Annotated in this window: 19 protein-coding genes; 10 read left to right on the top strand and 9 right to left on the bottom strand. The window is 62.3% G+C overall.

The window, feature by feature from the left end; translation table 11 throughout:
* Window positions 1-7 precede the first annotated feature (7 nt).
* Window positions 8-826: a MetQ/NlpA family ABC transporter substrate-binding protein gene (locus GTP69_RS09915; protein ID WP_161054734.1), complete on the top strand. Its 819-nt coding sequence runs from the start codon at window positions 8-10 to the stop codon at window positions 824-826.
* Window positions 827-2,149, top strand: coding sequence for an LLM class flavin-dependent oxidoreductase (locus GTP69_RS09920; RefSeq protein ID WP_161054735.1), 1,323 nt, complete (start codon window positions 827-829; stop codon window positions 2,147-2,149). It begins immediately after the preceding gene.
* On the opposite strand, the gene GTP69_RS09925 is transcribed toward GTP69_RS09920, so the two are convergent.
* Window positions 2,134-2,508: a YXWGXW repeat-containing protein gene (locus GTP69_RS09925; protein ID WP_161054736.1), complete on the bottom strand. Its 375-nt coding sequence runs from the start codon at window positions 2,506-2,508 to the stop codon at window positions 2,134-2,136. The genes GTP69_RS09920 and GTP69_RS09925 overlap by 16 nt on opposite strands.
* A 145-nt stretch (window positions 2,509-2,653) precedes the next feature.
* Here GTP69_RS09925 and GTP69_RS09930 point away from each other — a divergent pair, with 145 nt between their 5' ends.
* Window positions 2,654-3,310, top strand: coding sequence for a hypothetical protein (locus GTP69_RS09930; RefSeq protein ID WP_161054737.1), 657 nt, complete (start codon window positions 2,654-2,656; stop codon window positions 3,308-3,310).
* A gap of 5 nt (window positions 3,311-3,315) precedes the next feature.
* Here GTP69_RS09930 and epsC read toward each other — a convergent pair whose 3' ends face one another.
* Entirely contained in the window at window positions 3,316-4,239 is a 924-nt protein-coding gene (gene epsC / locus GTP69_RS09935) for a serine O-acetyltransferase EpsC (protein WP_161054738.1), read from the bottom strand.
* A 149-nt stretch (window positions 4,240-4,388) separates the two neighbouring features.
* On the opposite strand from epsC, the gene GTP69_RS09940 reads away from it, so the two are divergent.
* Window positions 4,389-5,573 (top strand): multidrug effflux MFS transporter, encoded by a 1,185-nt coding sequence (locus GTP69_RS09940; protein ID WP_110849630.1) that lies wholly within the window; start codon window positions 4,389-4,391, stop codon window positions 5,571-5,573.
* A gap of 10 nt (window positions 5,574-5,583) precedes the next feature.
* Here GTP69_RS09940 and GTP69_RS09945 read toward each other — a convergent pair whose 3' ends face one another.
* On the bottom strand, window positions 5,584-5,835 hold the full coding sequence (locus tag GTP69_RS09945) for a hypothetical protein (RefSeq protein ID WP_161054739.1): 252 nt from the start codon (window positions 5,833-5,835) through the stop codon (window positions 5,584-5,586).
* A 121-nt stretch (window positions 5,836-5,956) separates the two neighbouring features.
* On the opposite strand from GTP69_RS09945, the gene GTP69_RS09950 reads away from it, so the two are divergent.
* A complete protein-coding gene (locus tag GTP69_RS09950; protein WP_161054740.1) occupies window positions 5,957-6,424 on the top strand; it encodes an RrF2 family transcriptional regulator in 468 nt (155 codons plus the stop codon).
* On the opposite strand, the gene GTP69_RS09955 is transcribed toward GTP69_RS09950, so the two are convergent.
* Window positions 6,425-7,948, bottom strand: a complete 1,524-nt coding sequence (locus GTP69_RS09955; RefSeq protein ID WP_161054741.1) for a carboxylesterase/lipase family protein — start codon at window positions 7,946-7,948, stop codon at window positions 6,425-6,427. It lies immediately after the preceding gene.
* A gap of 132 nt (window positions 7,949-8,080) precedes the next feature.
* Between GTP69_RS09955 and GTP69_RS09960 the strand changes: the two genes are divergently transcribed.
* Window positions 8,081-8,932 carry a LytTR family DNA-binding domain-containing protein gene (locus tag GTP69_RS09960; protein WP_161054742.1) on the top strand — a complete coding sequence of 284 codons (852 nt, stop codon included), beginning with the start codon at window positions 8,081-8,083 and terminating at the stop codon, window positions 8,930-8,932.
* Here the strand turns inward: GTP69_RS09960 and GTP69_RS09965 are convergent.
* The 4 genes from GTP69_RS09965 to fabF all read right to left on the bottom strand — a co-directional run bounded on the left by GTP69_RS09965 (window position 8,929) and on the right by fabF (window position 12,047).
* Entirely contained in the window at window positions 8,929-9,744 is an 816-nt protein-coding gene (locus GTP69_RS09965; RefSeq protein WP_161054743.1) for an anti-sigma factor family protein, read from the bottom strand. The two genes, GTP69_RS09960 and GTP69_RS09965, sit on opposite strands and share 4 nt — an antisense overlap.
* Window positions 9,741-10,259, bottom strand: coding sequence for an RNA polymerase sigma factor (locus GTP69_RS09970; protein ID WP_161054744.1), 519 nt, complete (start codon window positions 10,257-10,259; stop codon window positions 9,741-9,743). Before GTP69_RS09970 ends, GTP69_RS09965 begins: the two co-directional genes overlap by 4 nt.
* A gap of 3 nt (window positions 10,260-10,262) precedes the next feature.
* Window positions 10,263-10,697, bottom strand: a complete 435-nt coding sequence (locus GTP69_RS09975) for a nuclear transport factor 2 family protein (protein ID WP_161054745.1) — start codon at window positions 10,695-10,697, stop codon at window positions 10,263-10,265.
* A 96-nt stretch (window positions 10,698-10,793) separates the two neighbouring features.
* Window positions 10,794-12,047 (bottom strand): beta-ketoacyl-ACP synthase II, encoded by a 1,254-nt coding sequence (gene fabF / locus GTP69_RS09980; protein WP_161054746.1) that lies wholly within the window; start codon window positions 12,045-12,047, stop codon window positions 10,794-10,796.
* 133 nt (window positions 12,048-12,180) lie between these two features.
* Here fabF and GTP69_RS09985 point away from each other — a divergent pair, with 133 nt between their 5' ends.
* Window positions 12,181-13,212, top strand: a complete 1,032-nt coding sequence (locus tag GTP69_RS09985; protein ID WP_229260880.1) for an AraC family transcriptional regulator — start codon at window positions 12,181-12,183, stop codon at window positions 13,210-13,212.
* A 1-nt stretch (window position 13,213) separates the two neighbouring features.
* Here GTP69_RS09985 and GTP69_RS09990 read toward each other — a convergent pair whose 3' ends face one another.
* Window positions 13,214-13,876: a GntR family transcriptional regulator gene (locus GTP69_RS09990; protein ID WP_161054747.1), complete on the bottom strand. Its 663-nt coding sequence runs from the start codon at window positions 13,874-13,876 to the stop codon at window positions 13,214-13,216.
* Between the two features lie 122 nt (window positions 13,877-13,998).
* Between GTP69_RS09990 and dctP the strand changes: the two genes are divergently transcribed.
* From dctP to GTP69_RS10005, 3 genes are read left to right on the top strand one after another with little or no spacing between them, the layout of a single operon-like run.
* Window positions 13,999-15,021, top strand: a complete 1,023-nt coding sequence (gene dctP, locus GTP69_RS09995; RefSeq protein ID WP_161054748.1) for a TRAP transporter substrate-binding protein DctP — start codon at window positions 13,999-14,001, stop codon at window positions 15,019-15,021.
* Entirely contained in the window at window positions 15,018-15,575 is a 558-nt protein-coding gene (locus tag GTP69_RS10000; RefSeq protein ID WP_371867879.1) for a TRAP transporter small permease, read from the top strand. Before dctP ends, GTP69_RS10000 begins: the two co-directional genes overlap by 4 nt.
* Window positions 15,572-16,921: a TRAP transporter large permease gene (locus tag GTP69_RS10005; protein ID WP_161054750.1), complete on the top strand. Its 1,350-nt coding sequence runs from the start codon at window positions 15,572-15,574 to the stop codon at window positions 16,919-16,921. The genes GTP69_RS10000 and GTP69_RS10005 overlap by 4 nt, the downstream gene beginning before the upstream one ends.

Genomic DNA, 16,921 nt, shown 5'->3' on the forward strand with positions numbered 1-16,921 from the left:
GGAACACATGAACACTCGCCGTCACCTGCTGCTGGCCGCAGTCGCCGCCGCAATCAGCTTCTCCACCTACGCCAAGGACCCGAAAGAGATCGTCATCGGCACGAGCTCCGGCCCATATGCGGACCAGTTCAAACTGGGCATCAAGCCGATTCTGGAAAAGCAGGGTTATAAAATCAAACTGGTGGAATTCAACGACTACATCCAGCCCAACTACGCGCTGGCCGAAGGTTCGCTGGACGCCAACGTCTTCCAGCACATCATCTACCTGACCAAATTCTCGACCGACCATAAACTGGCGCTGTCGGAACTGGTCAAGATCCCGACCGCGCCGATCGCCATCTACAGCAAAAAGCACAAGTCGCTGAACGAAGTCAAAGAAGGCACCACCGTCGCCCTGCCGAACGACCCGACCAACCAATCCCGCGCGCTGGTGTTGCTGGATCAACTGGGCTGGATCAAGCTGCGCGACAAGACCGATCCAATCAAGGCCTCGGAACGCGACATCGCCGCCAACATCAAGAAGATCAAGCTGTTGCCGCTGGAAGCCGCGCAGTTGCCACGCTCACTGCAAGACGCCGACTACGCCTTCATCAACGGTAACTACGCGCTGGCCTCGGGCCTGAAGCTGAAGGAAGCGCTGCTGACAGAGAAAATCTCGCCGGCCTACGCCAACCTGGTCGCCATCCGCACCGCCGACAAGGACAAGCAATTCGCCAAGGATATCGCCGCCGCTTACCGCTCGCGCGAATTCCTCGCCGTGACCGAGAAGTACTTCCCTGACTACGCCAAGACCGACGATCAAGTGGCGCTGGAAAAAACCAAGTAAATGCCGAAACTCATACGCTTCAACGCTTTTCAAATGAACACGGTGAGTCACCAGTCTCCGGGACTGTGGACGCACCCGCGTGACAACAGCCACCGCTACAAGGACCCGGACCACTGGACCGAACTGGCGCAGTTGCTGGAGCGCGGCCGTTTCGACGCCATCTTCCTGGCCGACGTGCTGGGTGTGTATGACGTCTTTGAAGGCAGCCCCGCCGCCGCCATCCGCCATGGCGTGCAGGTGCCGCTCAACGACCCGCTGGCGCTGATCCCGCTGATGGCGCAGGTGACCACGCACCTTGGCTTCGGCGTGACATGCGCGTTGACGTATGAGCATCCCTACACCTTCGCCCGCCGCATCTCCACGCTGGACCACCTGACGCGTGGCCGCATCGGCTGGAACATCGTCACCGGATACCTCGACAGCGCGGCGCGCAACCTGGGCCTAAACCAGCAACTGAGTCACGACGAACGCTACGACCTCGCCGATGAATACATGGAGGTGGTACATAAACTGTGGGAGGAAAGCTGGGAAGACGGCGCGGTGGTCAACGACAAGGAACGCGGCGTGTATGCCGATCCGTCGCGCATCCACCCGATCAACCACGAGGGAAAATACTTCAAGGTGCCCGGCTTTCACCTGTGCGAACCGTCGCCGCAGCGCACGCCGCTGCTGTACCAGGCCGGCACCTCGCCGCGTGGCACGGCATTCGCCGCCAGACATGCCGAGTGCACTTTCGTCAGCGGTCCAAGCAAAAAGGTGGTGAAGAAGTATGCGGACGACCTGCGTGCGGCAGTGCGCGCCGCCGGCCGCGATGGCGACGACCTGAAAATCTACGCGCAGGCGCTGATCGTCACCGCACCAACGGCGGTCGAAGCGCACGCCAAACATGAAGAATACAAGCGCTACATCGACATCGAAGCCGCACTGGCGCTGCTATCCGGCTGGACCGGCGTCGACTTCAGCAAGTTCCCGCTCGACGCCACCATCGAATACATCGACTCCGACGCCGGGCGCTCGGCACTGGCCTCCTTCAGCCAGGCCGACCCGGACCGCCGCTGGACCGTGCGCGAAGCCGCGCAGTTCATCGGCCTTGGCGGACGCGGTCCGGTGCTGGTGGGCGATCCCGCGCAAATCGCCGACCAGCTGGAAGCTTGGCAGGACGACACCGGCATCGACGGTTTCAACCTGGCCTTCGCCGTCGCCCACGAAAGCATGCGCGACGTGGTCGACCTGATCGTGCCGGAACTGCAGCGGCGCGGCCGCTATCGCACGGAATACGCGCCTGGCACCTTACGCGAGAAGGTGTTTCAACGTTCCCAGTGACCGCGTGTCCACTGCCACTCGTTGTGATGCCACGCCCAATGGCCAGGTACCCAGTAATGCGCAGGACTCGGCGCTACCGTGATCTGCTCCACGATCACGGCTGGCATGGGACGCGACGGACCCTGATACCAGTAACCGCGCTGCCACTGCCAGCCGTGGTCGCGCCAGGCCCAGTGGCCTTGCACCCACGCGTAGCCGGGAGCCGGCGCTGGCGGCATCACTTCCTGCACCGGGGCCGGTGCATAGCGCACGGTGGCGGGATGGTCATGCACCACAACGCGCTCCTTGACCACCGTGGTGCAACCACCCAGGCCGATCACCGTGGCGAGAGCCGCCGCATAGATAATTTTATTCGTCATTGTATAAGTCCTCGTTCTTCGTGCGGCGATTGCCGCAACCAGGATCAATAACGCGCGAGTGGCGAAATCTGATGTATAAAGCAGGTTTCCCGCGTAAGCAAATGTAAGCTTACAATCCTCGATTGCGTGGCAAATCATCTTTGATATGTATAAACCAGCCGATCCCCTGTTGCGCGTGTGCGCACCCATTGATGCTGCCGAATGGGAGCGCATGCACGCCGAAGTCCGCGCCATCTCCGCCGCCAGGCTGGCCATGATGAATGCGCGCTTCGTCAGCCGCTTCATACGCTACTTTCCGAAGCGGCGGCCCAATTCGCAAAAAATCGTTTACGCGCTCGGTACGTTCGGATTGATCGTGTCAGCGCTGATGACGCTCGTCGGTGGGATTCCCTACAAGGGCTATCGGCTGGAACTGCTGTTCGCAGCGTTCTTTGTCGCGATCATGGTGGTGACCTACTTCGTGCCGGCGATTGAAGCGCGGCAGAAAAGACGCCAACCGGCATTCAACCTTCGGCTGGCCGGCTTCACGGCCAATCGCGTGCTCAAATCTGCGAAGAAGTCGTTACCGTTCGACGCCGAGTATCGGTTCTTTGATGACAAAGTGGCCTACACGCGCATCGCCGCCGACAAGCCGGAACTATGCTGGAAGCATGCGCTCAAGGGCGTCTACCTGCCGGGCGATGGATTTACGCTGCTGTACAAAAAACACACATCGCAGGAACCCTACGGCATCCTGCTGCACGCCTCGCCCGAGGTGTCGGAGCAACTGGAAAGGCTGGGCGTGAAGCGGATGGTGGACTGAGTGCCTCAGTCGTTGCGCATTTGCGCCTGCGAGACGTTGCTGGCCGGCGGCACGCTTTGCGTCAGCCACACGTTACCGCCGATGGTGGACCCCGCGCCAATGGTGATGCGGCCCAAAATGGTGGCGCCGGCGTAGATCACCACGTCGTCTTCGACAATCGGGTGGCGCGGTACGCCTTTGATCAACACACCCTGCTCGTCGGCCGGGAAGCGCTTGGCGCCCAGCGTCACATGCTGGTACAGGCGCACGCGCTGGCCGATGATGGCGGTCTCGCCGATCACCACGCCGGTGCCATGGTCGATGAAGAAGCTGGCGCCGATCTGCGCGCCGGGGTGGATGTCGATCCCGGTCATCGAGTGGCCGATGTCGGAAATCAGCCGCGCCAGGAACGGCGAGCCAAGGCGGTGCAGGCTATGCGCCAGGCGGTAGTACAGAATGGCGATGGTGCCGGGATAGCACAGCATGATCTCGGCCACCGAGGTCGCCGCCGGGTCGCCGGAAAACGCCGCCTGCACGTCGGACACCAGCAAGCCGCGAATCTCCGGCAGGCCGGCGGCAAACTGGCGCGTGATGTCCTGCGCCTGCCTGGTCAGCGCCTCTTCGTTGGGAATCGCCTCCTCCGACGAGAACTGCAAGCCGCGCCGCACCTGCTCGGCCAGGCGGTTCAGGGTGGTGTTGAGCGTATCGCCGACAAAGAAATCGATGCTCTCGTCGGTCAGGTTGGGACGGCCGTAATGGGTCGGGAACAGCGCCGCCTGCAAACCATTGACGATGATGGTCAGCGCCTCGCGCGAAGGCAGTTCGCGCACGCGGCCATGGTGACGGATGTTGTGGGTGGCCTCGCGCGAAACGCGCAGCTGTTCGATCACACTGGCCAGGTTCCAGTGCGACGGTTTGACGGAAGTGCCGTCAAAGGTATCTCTAGTCATAATGTCTCTAATTCGAAAATCCTGGGCGTAATCGCCCACTGTGCAGCATAAACGCGCGACGCACACAAACAAACGAAGGTTTTCACCCATTCTTATGCGGCAAGCGCATATCGCGTAAAATGCCGGGTCCAACGAACAATACGCTATTCATGAATATTTTGCTGACGCTGCTGCTGGCCGGCCTGACCATGGTCGGACCGCTGGCCATCGATACCTATCTGCCGTCCTTCCCGGCGATTACCGTGGCCTTCAACGCCAGCCCACTGCTGGTGCAGCAGACGCTATCGATGTTCCTGTTCTGCTTCGCGTTCATGATGCTGTTCTACGGCACCCTGTCCGACTCCTTCGGCCGCCGCCCTGTCATCATCGTTTCGCTGGTGGCTTACATCGCCGCGTCGGTGGTAGCGGCGATGGCGCCGTCGATCGGCGTGCTGCTGGCCTGCCGCGTGGTGCAAGGCCTGGCCGCCGGCGCCGGCTCGGTGGTGGGACGCGCAATTGTGCTGGACCGCTTCGACGGCATCCAGGCGCAGAAAATCCTGTCGCACATCATGATGGTGTTCGGCCTGGCGCCGGCGATTGCACCCGTGCTGGGCGGCTGGCTGCAAGTGAGCCTCGGCTGGCGTTCGATCTTCTGGTTCCTCAGCGCCTTCGGCCTGCTGATGCTGGTGTCGGTATTCCGCGCGCTGCCGGAAAGCCTGGCCGTCAAGGACCGCCATCCGTTCCACCTGGGCGTGATCGCCAAAAATTACTGGAAGGTGCTGTGCCACCACCACTTCCTGCTGCTGGCAGTGGCCGTGGGCATGTGCTTTGCGGGTGTGGCGCTGTATATCGGCTCGGCCGCCTACTTCGTGATGAACATCCTGCACCTGCCGGAAACCGCGTTCGCGTGGATGTTCGTGCCGCTGATTAGCGGCATGGTGATCGGCTCCGCGCTGTCGGGCAAATTTGCGCAGAAATTCTCGCGCAAAGGCCAGGTGTGGCTGGGCTTTGCGGTCATGATTACCGCAGGCGCGATCAACGTCGCCTATAACCTGGCGTTTGTCGCGGCGATTCCATGGGCCGTGATGCCGCTGTTTATCTACTCCTTCGGCCTGGCCCTGGCGATGACGCCTTTGTCACTGATCGCGATGGAGTACTTCCCGAACAACAGCGGGCTGGCGTCGTCGATGCAGTCCTTCATCCAGATGCTGTTGTTTGCACTGGTGTCTGGACTGGTGGCGCCGCTGCTGTTCGACAGCGCGCTGAATCTGGCGTGGGGCGTCTTGGCCAGCCTGGTGGTCAGCCTGATCGCGTGGCTGCTGGCGCAAATCGGCACGCCGGTCGTTCACGACTAATCACAGCGCATCAGGGCCAGGGCGCCGGCGTCACGTCGATATACTGCGCGCCGCCCTGCTCCGGCTCGCGGTCTGCCGGTACGCCGCCGGGGGCCTGGGCCGGATTGCGCAGGCCGAGGATCTCCTTGCGCGATTCGACAAAGTCCGCACTCGATAGCGGGTGTTCCTTGTCAGGCCAGTTCTCCACTGCCCATGCCTGCAAGTGTTCGAACCGTTGCCACAATTCGCCGATAAAGCGGCGGCGTTCATCTTCATTGTCCATAAGGCCTCCCGAGATTCCAGATAACGCCAGTCTGCGGCCATCGCTTATGCGCGTCGGTACGCAAGATAACTCACTAGCATGTAAAATGGCGCATTAATCTGTCTTAAGTCAGAATCAACGCATGCGTCTCACCTCTTTTACCGATTACTCACTGCGCACGCTGCTGTACCTGGCGGCCAATCGGGATCGCCTGGTTACTATCCAGGATATCGCCGACCTGCACGTAATCTCCAAAAACCACTTGATGAAAGTGGTGTATCAACTGGGCCTGGCCGGCCTAGTGGAGACGGTGCGCGGCCGCAATGGCGGGCTGCGGTTGGGGAAAGAGCCGAAGGACATCAACATCGGCGCGCTGGTGCGCTCCACCGAGACCGATTTCTTCATGGCCGAGTGCTTCGACCGCTCCACCGACACCTGTCCGCTGACGCCGAATTGCAAGCTGAAACACACGCTCAACGACGCCACGCAAGCCTTCCTCAACGTGCTCGATCAGCAAACGCTGGCCGACATGCTGCCGGCCGATCCGGTGCACTCGCAGAGCAAGCCGGTACGCATCATCCGCAACTCGGTCAAGTCGCAGAAGAGCTAACTACTTGCTGCGGATTTCCGAATAAACCGTGTCGAATACCTGTAGTTGCTCAAGCGCTGGTACTGGCTGGCTGCGAATCGGTATCGCCAGCCGCTGCACCTGTCCCGTTGCGCCGCGAAACGCCGGCCAATGCGGAACGCCTCTGCCGTTTGGATTGCCGGTAGCGGCAAAATTCACCCAGTAGTCAGCCATCGTGGTTGCCAGCTCGCGGTCTGCTGCGCGCCAGGGCCATGGCGCCTGCCCCAGATGGTCGAACATATACCATAGCTCCGCGAAGTGGCTGGCGCCCCAGTTGGCATGGATGGAATCCGCAGGAAACGGGGGGCGCTGCTCAAAGCTGTAGTAATAGACCTGGCTGCGCTTTGTTTGCGCCAGCCGCGCCCACGCCCACATATCCCAGCCAAAACGCAAGTCACGTTCCAGTGCGAGCCGCCCTTCGCGCGCCTGCGTGTCGGTGGCGTGAGGATATGCCGCCAGCAGCGCCGGTGGCAAAGTGCCTACGCTGGCGGTGATGCCGGCCTCAAACTGGTCGGCACGCACGTTCGACACATCGATCAAGGACCGCGCCTCCTCGCTGTTCGAGCCTAATAATAAGGGCACATCTTGATAGCGGCCAAGCGCATAGGCGTCATAGGGCGACATGGGCAGCACATCAGGTTCGATCACCGGATGGCTGATGCCGGCCGCGCCGGTGAACCGTTCGGCGGGCAGTCCGCGCATCGCCTCCAGGTCGCCAGCGCCGAGTGACTTCATGTAAGTGGCGCCATCGCGTTCCGCGTTCGCCAGCAAGTAGCCAGGCGCAATCTGCAGCGGCTCGAAGATGCCGCCGCTCTGCGCAATCGCGCGCTGAAACAGCCCCTCCGCGCGTGGAGATACCAACAATGCGCTGATGGACATCGCGCCTGCCGATTGTCCGGCCACGGTCACACGCTGCGGATCGCCGCCAAAGGCAACGATGTTACGCTGTACCCATTGCAGCGCCGCTATCTGGTCCATCAAGCCGTAATTGCCGGACGAGTGATGCGGCGATTCGGCACTCAACGCCGGATGGGCGAGGAAGCCCAGCGCGCCGAGGCGGTAGGCGATGGTCACCACCAGCACACCTTTGCGGGCCAGACGATCGCCGTGATACAGCGGCATCGACGCCGAGCCGTTGGTATAGCCACCGCCATGGATCCAGACGATCACCGGCAACCGCTGGCCGGCGCGCTGCGGCGGCGCCCAAATATTCAGATATAGACAGTCTTCGCTGACAACCGGCGGCGTCTCACCCGGCATCGACACGCCCTGCTGCATGCACGCGGGAGCGAACTTGCCGGCATCTCGCACGCCGGGCCACGTGAGCAGAGGCTGCGGTGCGCGCCAGCGCCATGTGCCCAGCGGCGGCAGCGCGTAAGGAATGCCACGATAAACGTCGACACCATCCTCCCGCCGGCCCTCCAACGCGCCGCCTTCGGTGATTAGCCGCGCTGCCTGCGTCCACGCGCAGGACAACCATAGCAGCATCCAACACCATTTTTTCATATTCGCTCCCAACCGTTTTGTGAGCAATTAGTGTCGCCCGCCGGCGCTGACAGGGCCAGACCGGCTGGTCACTTTTCCCACTCGTCTTATCCCATTTTCGTGGCCGGCAGAATCGCTGCTAGAATCGGTCGCATGACGACTTCCGTTTATCCCGATCCCGTACCGGCAGCCATGCCTGCCTGGCTACGTTCGCACGCGTGGGCATTGGTGTATTGGCTGGCGTTTCTGCTGGTGCTCGAACCCGGCAACGTCCTGCGCGCCAGTCAGGCCGGCCAGCTATTGAGCCTTCCGCATGAAGCGCTGCGCATCCTGGTGGCTGCCATGCTGGGCACAACGGTCACCTCGGTCATACAGATATTGGTGGAGCGTTTTCCGCTGCACGGCCCGCACCGCGCCTCACATTTCCTGATCCACGCCGCAGCCGCTGCGGGCCTGGCGTTGACGTTGATACTTGCATCCTGTTTTCTCGCGGCGTGGGTGTTCGCCGGCAAATGGCTGCCGTCCTGGGACGAAATGTGGGACCAGTTGATGGGCAATTTCACGCTATTGATGTTCGCACTGGCCGCGTTGACAGCGCTGGTGCAGCGCAGGGCGACACCAACGCCGGCACCAAGCGATACGCCAGCGCCGGCCATCGATGTCACGTCCGCCTTGACCCACGTGGAGATTAAACGGCGCGGCCAGGTCATATCGCTGGCGCTGTCCGAAGTGGATTGGATCGAGGCGCAAGGCAACTATGTAGCGCTGCATGTGGGCGCCGAGCAACACCTGGTGCGCGACACCTTGTCCCGTTTTGCCGATAAGCTCGACGCTGGCAAATTCCTGCGCATACATCGAAGCATGGTCGTGGCGCTGGACCGCATCACGGCCGTCGAAGCACTCGCTAACGGCGACAGCCTGCTCCACCTGGCCCACGGCGACCCGCTACGCGCCAGCCGCACTTACGCCGCCGCCATCAAAGCAATCCGGGAAACGAAACGCTAAGGCCTTGACTCCGGTTTATCCAGTTGTTCATAGACGGTAGCCGCGACGCGCGCCAGCTCCCCTTTGTCCGCGCTGGCCGACAGCGCATAACCGAATTTACCATCGATCCAGTAGAAGACGTTGACCCTGCCCTCCTTGGCAAAGCGGAAGCCGGTGTCCTGATTGTGCGTCTGGTCGTTGGACACGTATAAAGTCAAGCGACGGCCGGCCTGGTCCTGATACATGAACTGCGCCACCGGCCCGCTATCACCGGGCAGCAGCCGCCCGCCGATCAGTTCATAACCCAGCTTGCCGAGATGAGCCGGCCGTACATCGCTGCCCAGCCGCTTCGACAACCACGTCACCAGTTGATCTTCCTGCAGCGCGCCGATCTCCACCGGCCGCCGCATGTCCGGCGTGTAGACCGCGTGCGCCACGGCGGCGCGCTGGGCCAAGCCACCGGCGCTGGCCAGCATGGGCGCGGCATCGTCCGTCACGCGCGCCGACATCTGCGCCGGCGCGACCGTTCCGTGCAATCCCCAGCCAGCGACTGCGCCCATAAAGGCGATGGCGACCATGGCCGCCGCGCGCAGCCATGGTTGGCGTTGGCGGTCAGCCTGCGGCCGCGCCAGCATGGCGGCAGGCGGAACCTCATCCCGCACCGGATCAAACAGGCGGCGCAGTTCGTCATTTTGCGTGGCGTAGGCGGCGATGCGCCCCGCCTCTTCCGGGCGGGCGTTGAGATAGGCTTCGATCTCCGCCATGCGGACAGCGGGCAGGACGCCATCGACATAGGCGTGCAGTTCGGCTTCGGTAACAGGCATCTGGCTCATTTGACGACTTTCAGCGGCGCGCGCAACGGGCGGCCTTCCATCAGGGCACGCAATTTTTCACGGGCGCGCGCGAGGCGCGACATCACCGTTCCCAACGGGATTTCCAGCATGGCGGCGACTTCTTCGTAGCGCAGCTCTTCAAGTCCGACCAGCAGCAACACGGTGCGCTGGTCTTCCGGCAGCAGACGCAGGGCGGTCTCCATGTCGCGCAATTGCAGGCGTACGGTGGCATCGTCCTGCACGGCGCCGGCATGGGTGTCCGCGTTAAATTCTTCCACCTGCGCCGGATTGCGCCGCAGCTGGTCGATCCGCACATTGTGCATGATCGAAAACAGCCAGGCACGCATATCGGTACCGGCTTGCCAGGACGCGAGGCGGCCCCAGCCTCGCTCCAGCGTGTCCTGCACCAGGTCGTCGGCGCTGGCGGCATTGCCCGTCAGCGCGCGCGCGTACCGCCGCAGACGCGGCACGCAAGCCAAGAGAAGCGCATCGGCGCCCGGTGCTTGGTGAGGCATGGTTCAGCGCGCGGTGATCGCCAGCTTGGGATCGACTTGCCAGGTTTCGTGAACCAGCTTGCCCTCGCGATAGGTCAGCACATAACGCACTTTCACCTGGCTTTTACCGTCGAACAGCACGGCGGCGGTGACCGTCGCGCCTTTCGGATTGGCCGACTCCTCGATTGCGCCGACGCTCACTTTGGCATTGCCCAGGGCCGCGCCGAACTTGTCCCAGACGGCGCCAATGGCGGCAGTGCCGTCATACGCGCCATCCAGCAGACCGCCGACCCACAGCAGCTGCGCGCTATCGCTGTAATCACGCAGGATGGCGCTGCGGTCGCCGGCGCCGATGGCGGCGAAATGGGCTTGCGCCGAATCGAGTGCCGGACCGGCAACAGCGTTGGCGCCAGCGGCGCAGGTCAACAGGAAGATAAGAGGCAGACTAAGACGTTTCATGGGTAGCTCCGTAGTGATCGACAAGTGAAAACTGTGTGTTACTACGTGGTGAACGCAGCTGGAGCTACTTTATTCCATTTAAACAGAAATATTTTATCAGCCTCCTGACGGCCAGCGGCGGAACAGCAGGCTGGCGTTGACGCCGCCGAAGCCAAAGCCGTTGGAAATCGCGTATTCGGTTTGCAGCGGACGCGGTGAGCCGGCCACGATGTCGAGACCTTCAGCCGCGGGATCGCGCTCCGTCAGATTCAGCGTGGCCGGCGCCGTTTGGTCGCGCAGCGCCTGGATAGTGAAGATCGCCTCCACACCACCGGCAGCGCCCAGCAAATGTCCGGTAGCCGATTTGGTGGCGGAGATGGCCGGACCGCCGTCCGCGCCAAACACCGCGCGGATTGCCGCCAGTTCGCTGATATCGCCCACCGAGGTTGAGGTGGCGTGCGCATTCAGGTGGCCAATCGACGATACCGGCACGCCGGCCTGGCGTATCGCTTGCTCCATGGCGCGGCGGCCGCCGTTGCCGTCGTCCGGCGGCGATGTCATGTGATAGCCATCGGCGCTGGTGCCGTAGCCCACCAGTTCCGCGATCGGCACGGCGCCGCGCTGCAATGCGTGCTCCAGCTCTTCAATCACCAGGATGCCAGCGCCCTCGCCCATGACGAAGCCGTCGCGCGCCTGGTCGAACGGTCGCGATGCGGTGGTCGGGTCATCGTTAAAGCTGGTGGACAGTGCGCGCATGGCGGCAAAAGAACCGAGGCTGACGCGGTCGATGCACGCCTCTGCCCCGCCGCAGACGGCAATATCGGCCTCGCCGGCGCGGATCAAACGGGCGGCGTCGCCGATTGCCTGTGCGCCAGCGGCGCAAGCAGTGATCGGTGCACCGAGCGGGCCGCGCAAACCGTGCTTGATCGAGATCTGGCTGGCTGCCATATTGGCCAGGAAGCCCGGCACGGTGAACGGCGACAGCCGGCGCGGGCCGCGTCCATCCGTGGTGCGCACCGCCTCCACCACCGCGCCAAAGCCGCCGATGCCGGAAGCGACCACGGTGGCGGTGCGCAGTTGCGCGTCTTCCGTGTCGGGATGCCAGCCTGCCTGATCCAACGCTTCCTGCGCCGCCGCCAAGGCAAACAGCGCGAAGCGGTCCATCTTTTTCTGGTCTTTGGGCTCGGCCGCCAAGGTGGCGTCAAAGTCGGCCACTACGCCGCCGATCTTGCAAGGAATATCCAGCGTGTGCTGTTCGTCCAGCTGAACCACGCCCGACTGTCCCGCCAGCAGGCGCTGCCAGACTGTTTCACAGCCGCTCCCCAGCGGCGAGACGATGCCCATGCCGGTCACCACGATACGTTTGCTCATGAATACTTGCTCCATCCAGATTAGCCATGCAGAATAGGCAAAGTACGCCACATTCCCATGCGACGCCGCCCTCTATGGACAGCAAGTATAGAGGGCAACATTCAACCGTGCTTCACCGTTCGAGCCAGTTTATATGCAAAACGCGCCAACATTTTCCCATACCGTTTCCGCCCATTTCGTGCAGGGCATGCTGGCGTTTATGCGCTCGCAACGGGGTGGCGGCGCTGTCGCGGACACGCTGGCCAGCGCAGGCATCCCGCTCTCGCTGATGGCGCAGCCGGATGCGCGCATCACGCGTCAGCAATATGTGGCGCTGTACAAATCGGTGGCGGCGCAGCTGGACGACGAGATGCTGGGGTTGTGGTCACGTCCGATTCGCAGCGGCACATTGAAGTACCTGATGCTAAGCCTGCTGGACACGCCCACCGTGATGGTGGCGCTGAACCGCTTTGTGCGTTTCTGGAATCTGCTGCTGGACGATTACCGGCTGCAAATGGTCAGAAAAAATGACACGGTCCGGCTGGCGTTGATCGCGCGCTCGCCTGCCAGCAACGCCAATCCGCTCGGCCACGGCTTGATGATGAAGCTGGTCCACGGCGTCACCTCATGGCTGCTGGGACGCGAGGTCGCGGTGCACAAGGTGGAGTTCTGCTTTGCCCGCCCGCGCTATGTGCAGGACTATATTTTCCTGTTTCCGGGCGGGGTGAGTTTCGACGCCGCCGACACCAGCATTTATCTCGACGAGAAGGATTGCGCGTCCGCGTTCAAACGCGAGAAGCATGCACTGTGGGGATTTCTGAAACGCGCGCCGGAGGACTGGACCTTCGCCGCAGTCAACCGCACTTCGCTGGCGGCCAAGACGCGGATTTTCCTGGAGCCGCGCATTGAGGAGGCGATCACGATTCAGGATCTGGCTGACGCCCTGCACCTCTCGGTGCGCAACCTCACCCGCAAGTTTGCCGAGGAAGGCACGGGATTCCAGACGGTGAAAGACGATCTGCGGCGCGACATCGCCGTGCATAAGCTAACGCACTCCAACGTCACGGTGGCAGCGCTGGCGCTGGATCTGGGCTTTTCCAATTCAGCGGTATTCTGCCGGGCCTTCAAGCAGTGGACCGGCAACAGCCCCACCGAATACCGCAAAGGCGCGCGCGATAAGGAGTGAGCTACGCCGCGTCCTGGCGCAGCTGCGGCAGTGAGGCCATCAAATCCGAGAAGCGCTGTCCCTGGATCATCACATGCTCACGCAGCAGCTGGGCCGCGCGGTCGCCATCGCCGTCGATGATGGCTTGCACCACGCCGTCGTGTTCATTGTAGGAGTTGGCCAGCCGGTTGCGCACCCGCAGTTGCAGCCGGCGGTATGGGCGCAGGCGGCGGTACAGCGCGCGCGTCTGCTCGATCAGAAACTGGTTGTGGCTGCCGGCGTAAATCGCTTCGTGGAAGATCTCGTTCTTGTAGTAATACGTGTCCGGCTCTTGCGCGTCCAGCGCTTCCTGACAGGCCTGATGCGCGGCCAGCAGCGCCGTCTGCTCTTCCGGCGTCATGCGGCGCGCAGCCAGGCGGCCGCAAGTCGCTTCCAGTTCCGACATTACCTCGAACATCTCCACCAGCTGCTGCGGTCCCAGTTCGGCGACGATCGCGCCGCGCCGCGGCCGTATCACCACCAGCCCCATCGAAGCCAGCTGGATCAAGGTTTCCCGGATCGGCGTGCGCGACACGCCAAAGCGCGTGGCCAGCTCGGTCTCGTCCAGATGCTGGCCGGGTTTGAGCTCGCCGACAGCAATCATTTCTTCAATGTGCTCGCGGAGGGTGGCGGAGTGCGTAGTCATGAATCGCATTATATCGCTTGACAATGTATTCGCAAGCGCTATTCTTGTATACATAAAAAAGCTGATTGCATATCGAATGCGATAACGATAATATTTCCCTACATCAACCCCTTGGAGGACGTATGACTGTAACCACCCGCAGGTCCGCGATAGCATCCCTTGCAGCACTGGCAGCCAGCCCCCTGTTGTTGCAATCCGCTTGGGCCCAGACCTCGCTCAAGCTGTCCCACCAATTCCCCGGCGGCACCATCGATGCCGGCGATTTCCGTGACCGCCTGTCCCGCATGTTTGCAGCTGAAGTGGAGAAGCGCTCCAAGGGTGCGCTGAAGTTTTCGATCTATCCCGGTTCGTCGCTGATGAAGACCAATGCCCAGTTCTCGGCCATGCGCAAAGGTGCGCTGGACCTGTCGCTCGTGCCGCTGTCGTACGCCGGCGGCGAAGTCCCGGAAGTGAACATCGGCCTGATGCCCGGCCTGGTAACCTCCTACGATCAGGCCTACGGTTGGAAGAACGCGGAAGTGGGCAAGGAACTGGCGCGCATCCTGTACGACAAAGGCATCGTGATGGTCAGCTGGATCTGGCAAGGCGGCGGCATGGCCTCGCGCACCAAGCCAGTGATCGATCCGGACGACGCCAAGGGCATGAAGATCCGCGGCGGCTCGCGCGAGATGGACATGATGCTGAAAGCCGCAGGCGCCGCCGTGGTCACGCTGCCGTCCAATGAAATCTACGCCGCCATGCAGACCGGCGCCATGGAAGGCGCGCTGACTTCCTCGACTTCGCTGATCTCGTTCCGCCTCGAAGAAGTGTCGAAGGCGCTGACCACCGCGCGCGCCGGCTCCTACTGGTTCATGCTGGAGCCGCTGATGATGTCGCGCAGCGTGTTCGACAAACTGCCGAAGGACCAGCAGCAGCTGATCCTGGCCGTCGGCGCCGAACTGGAAGCGTTTGCGCTCAAGTCATCCAAGGAAGACGACCAGCAAGTGGCCGTGGTGTACCAGAAGGCTGGCGCCAAAGTGGCTGACATGACGCCGGCATCGCTGAAAAAATGGCAGACCATCGCCCGCGCCACCGCATGGAAGGACTTCAGCGACAAGAACGCCAGCTGCGCCAACCTGCTGAAACTGGCGGAGAAAACGCTGTGAGCCACGGCGTCGATATCGGCCCGTCGCGCGGCCCTGCGCCGCCCGACAACGCCGTCATCGCAGCGCTGACGGCGGCGCTGGACAAGCTCAATCGCGGTCTGATGACACTGTCCATGTGCGCGCTGATCCTCACCGCGGTCGTGCTGACCTACTCGGTGGTATCGCGTTACTTCTTCAACGCGCCCACCGACTGGCAGGACGAGGCCTCGGTGTTCATGCTGGTCGGCGTGACCTTCTTCACCACCGCCTTTGTGCAGCACCATCGCGGCCATATCGGCATCGAAGCGGTGGCCGGCCTGCTGCCGCGCCGCGTGAATGCGGTGCGGTTGTTCATCGTGGATGTGGCGTCGCTGCTGTTCGTCGCCTTCTTCACGTGGAAATCGTGGATGCTGTTTCATGAAGCGTGGGTCGATGGACAAACCACCTCGTCCACCTTTGCGCCGCCGCTGTGGATCCCCTACTCCATGATGGCCGCCGGCATGACGCTGCTGTCCTTGCAGCTGCTGCTGCAAACGCTGGCCCGCCTGACCAACAAACCGGAGCATGCAGCATGAGTGACCTGACCCTGGGCGCGCTGTACGGCGCCGTCACGCTGGTGGTGATGTTCTCCGGGATGCCGATCGCATTCGCGCTGGGCATCGTGGCCACCGGCTTTATGTACTTCTTCATGCCGGCATCGTCGCTGGATACCATCACCCAGAACGTCTACGAAGAGATGGCGTCGATCACGCTGCTGTCGATTCCCCTGTTTATCCTGAAGGGCGCGGCCATCGGCAAATCGCCGGCGGGCCGGGACCTGTACTCGGCGATCCACACCTGGATGCACAAGATCCCCGGCGGTCTTGGCATCGCCAACGTGTTTGCCTGCGCGCTGTTCGCGGCCATGGCCGGCTCCTCGCCTGCCACCTGCTCGGCGATCGGTTCGGCCGGCATTCCGGAAATGCGCAAGCGCGGCTACTCGCCGGGCTTCGCGGCCGGTATCATCGCCGCCGGCGGCACGTTGGGCATTCTGCTGCCGCCGTCAATCACCATGATCCTGTACGCGGTGGCTGCCGAGCAGTCGCTGGGCCGCCTGTTCCTGGCCGGGATCGGCCCTGGCGTCCTGCTGGTGCTGCTGTTTGCCAGCTACGCCGTCTACCGCGCCCGCAAGGAATACCGCATGGCGCTGGAGATCTACGAAAAAGGCGGTGAAAAGTCGGCCTACCTGGAAGACGAGCATTTCACCTTGAAAGAGAAAGTGGAAATGCTGCCGCGCGTGCTGCCGTTCATCGTGCTGCTGATTGGTGTGATGGTGGCGCTGTACGGCGGCTTCGCCACACCATCGGAAACCGCAGGCCTTGGCGCGCTGCTGGCACTGGCGCTGCTGGCCGTAATCTACGGCGTGTGGAAGCCCAAAGACCTGGCGCCGATCCTCGGTTCGTCGATCAAGGAATCGACCATGCTGTTGCTGATCATCGGCATGTCGCTGTTGTATTCCTATGTGATGAGCTACCTGCACATCAGCCAGTCGGCGGCGGCGTGGGTGGTTGGTCTGCACCTGTCCAAATGGGTGCTGCTGGCGGTGATACTCTTTATGGTGATCGTGTTCGGCTTCTTCCTGCCGCCGGTGTCGATCATCCTGATGACGGCGCCGATCATCCTGCCGCCATTGCGCGAAGCCGGCTTTGACCTGATCTGGTTCGGCATCGTGATGACGGTGGTGATGGAAATGGGCCTGATACACCCGCCGGTAGGATTGAATATTTTCGTCATCAAGAACATCGCGCCGGACATTCCTTTGAAGGATGTGATCTGGGGCGTGTTCCCCTTCCTGTTGCTGATGGTGCTGGCGGTGCTGCTGCTGTGCGTCTTCCCATCGATTGCAACCGGCCTGCCTGACATGATTATGGGAGCAAAATAA

Origin of the sequence: Duganella levis (assembly GCF_009857605.1) — a bacterium.
Lineage (GTDB): Bacteria > Pseudomonadota > Gammaproteobacteria > Burkholderiales > Burkholderiaceae_D > Rugamonas > Rugamonas levis.

Coding starts and splice junctions, on each gene's coding strand:
- GTP69_RS09915 (WP_161054734.1), top strand. CDS start 8: ATGAACACTCGCCGTCACCTGCTGCTGGCCGCAGTCGCCGCCGCAATC.
- GTP69_RS09920 (WP_161054735.1), top strand. CDS start 827: ATGCCGAAACTCATACGCTTCAACGCTTTTCAAATGAACACGGTGAGT.
- GTP69_RS09925 (WP_161054736.1), bottom strand. CDS start 2,508: ATGACGAATAAAATTATCTATGCGGCGGCTCTCGCCACGGTGATCGGC.
- GTP69_RS09930 (WP_161054737.1), top strand. CDS start 2,654: ATGTATAAACCAGCCGATCCCCTGTTGCGCGTGTGCGCACCCATTGAT.
- epsC (WP_161054738.1), bottom strand. CDS start 4,239: ATGACTAGAGATACCTTTGACGGCACTTCCGTCAAACCGTCGCACTGG.
- GTP69_RS09940 (WP_110849630.1), top strand. CDS start 4,389: ATGAATATTTTGCTGACGCTGCTGCTGGCCGGCCTGACCATGGTCGGA.
- GTP69_RS09945 (WP_161054739.1), bottom strand. CDS start 5,835: ATGGACAATGAAGATGAACGCCGCCGCTTTATCGGCGAATTGTGGCAA.
- GTP69_RS09950 (WP_161054740.1), top strand. CDS start 5,957: ATGCGTCTCACCTCTTTTACCGATTACTCACTGCGCACGCTGCTGTAC.
- GTP69_RS09955 (WP_161054741.1), bottom strand. CDS start 7,948: ATGAAAAAATGGTGTTGGATGCTGCTATGGTTGTCCTGCGCGTGGACG.
- GTP69_RS09960 (WP_161054742.1), top strand. CDS start 8,081: ATGACGACTTCCGTTTATCCCGATCCCGTACCGGCAGCCATGCCTGCC.
- GTP69_RS09965 (WP_161054743.1), bottom strand. CDS start 9,744: ATGAGCCAGATGCCTGTTACCGAAGCCGAACTGCACGCCTATGTCGAT.
- GTP69_RS09970 (WP_161054744.1), bottom strand. CDS start 10,259: ATGCCTCACCAAGCACCGGGCGCCGATGCGCTTCTCTTGGCTTGCGTG.
- GTP69_RS09975 (WP_161054745.1), bottom strand. CDS start 10,697: ATGAAACGTCTTAGTCTGCCTCTTATCTTCCTGTTGACCTGCGCCGCT.
- fabF (WP_161054746.1), bottom strand. CDS start 12,047: ATGAGCAAACGTATCGTGGTGACCGGCATGGGCATCGTCTCGCCGCTG.
- GTP69_RS09985 (WP_229260880.1), top strand. CDS start 12,181: ATGCAAAACGCGCCAACATTTTCCCATACCGTTTCCGCCCATTTCGTG.
- GTP69_RS09990 (WP_161054747.1), bottom strand. CDS start 13,876: ATGACTACGCACTCCGCCACCCTCCGCGAGCACATTGAAGAAATGATT.
- dctP (WP_161054748.1), top strand. CDS start 13,999: ATGACTGTAACCACCCGCAGGTCCGCGATAGCATCCCTTGCAGCACTG.
- GTP69_RS10005 (WP_161054750.1), top strand. CDS start 15,572: ATGAGTGACCTGACCCTGGGCGCGCTGTACGGCGCCGTCACGCTGGTG.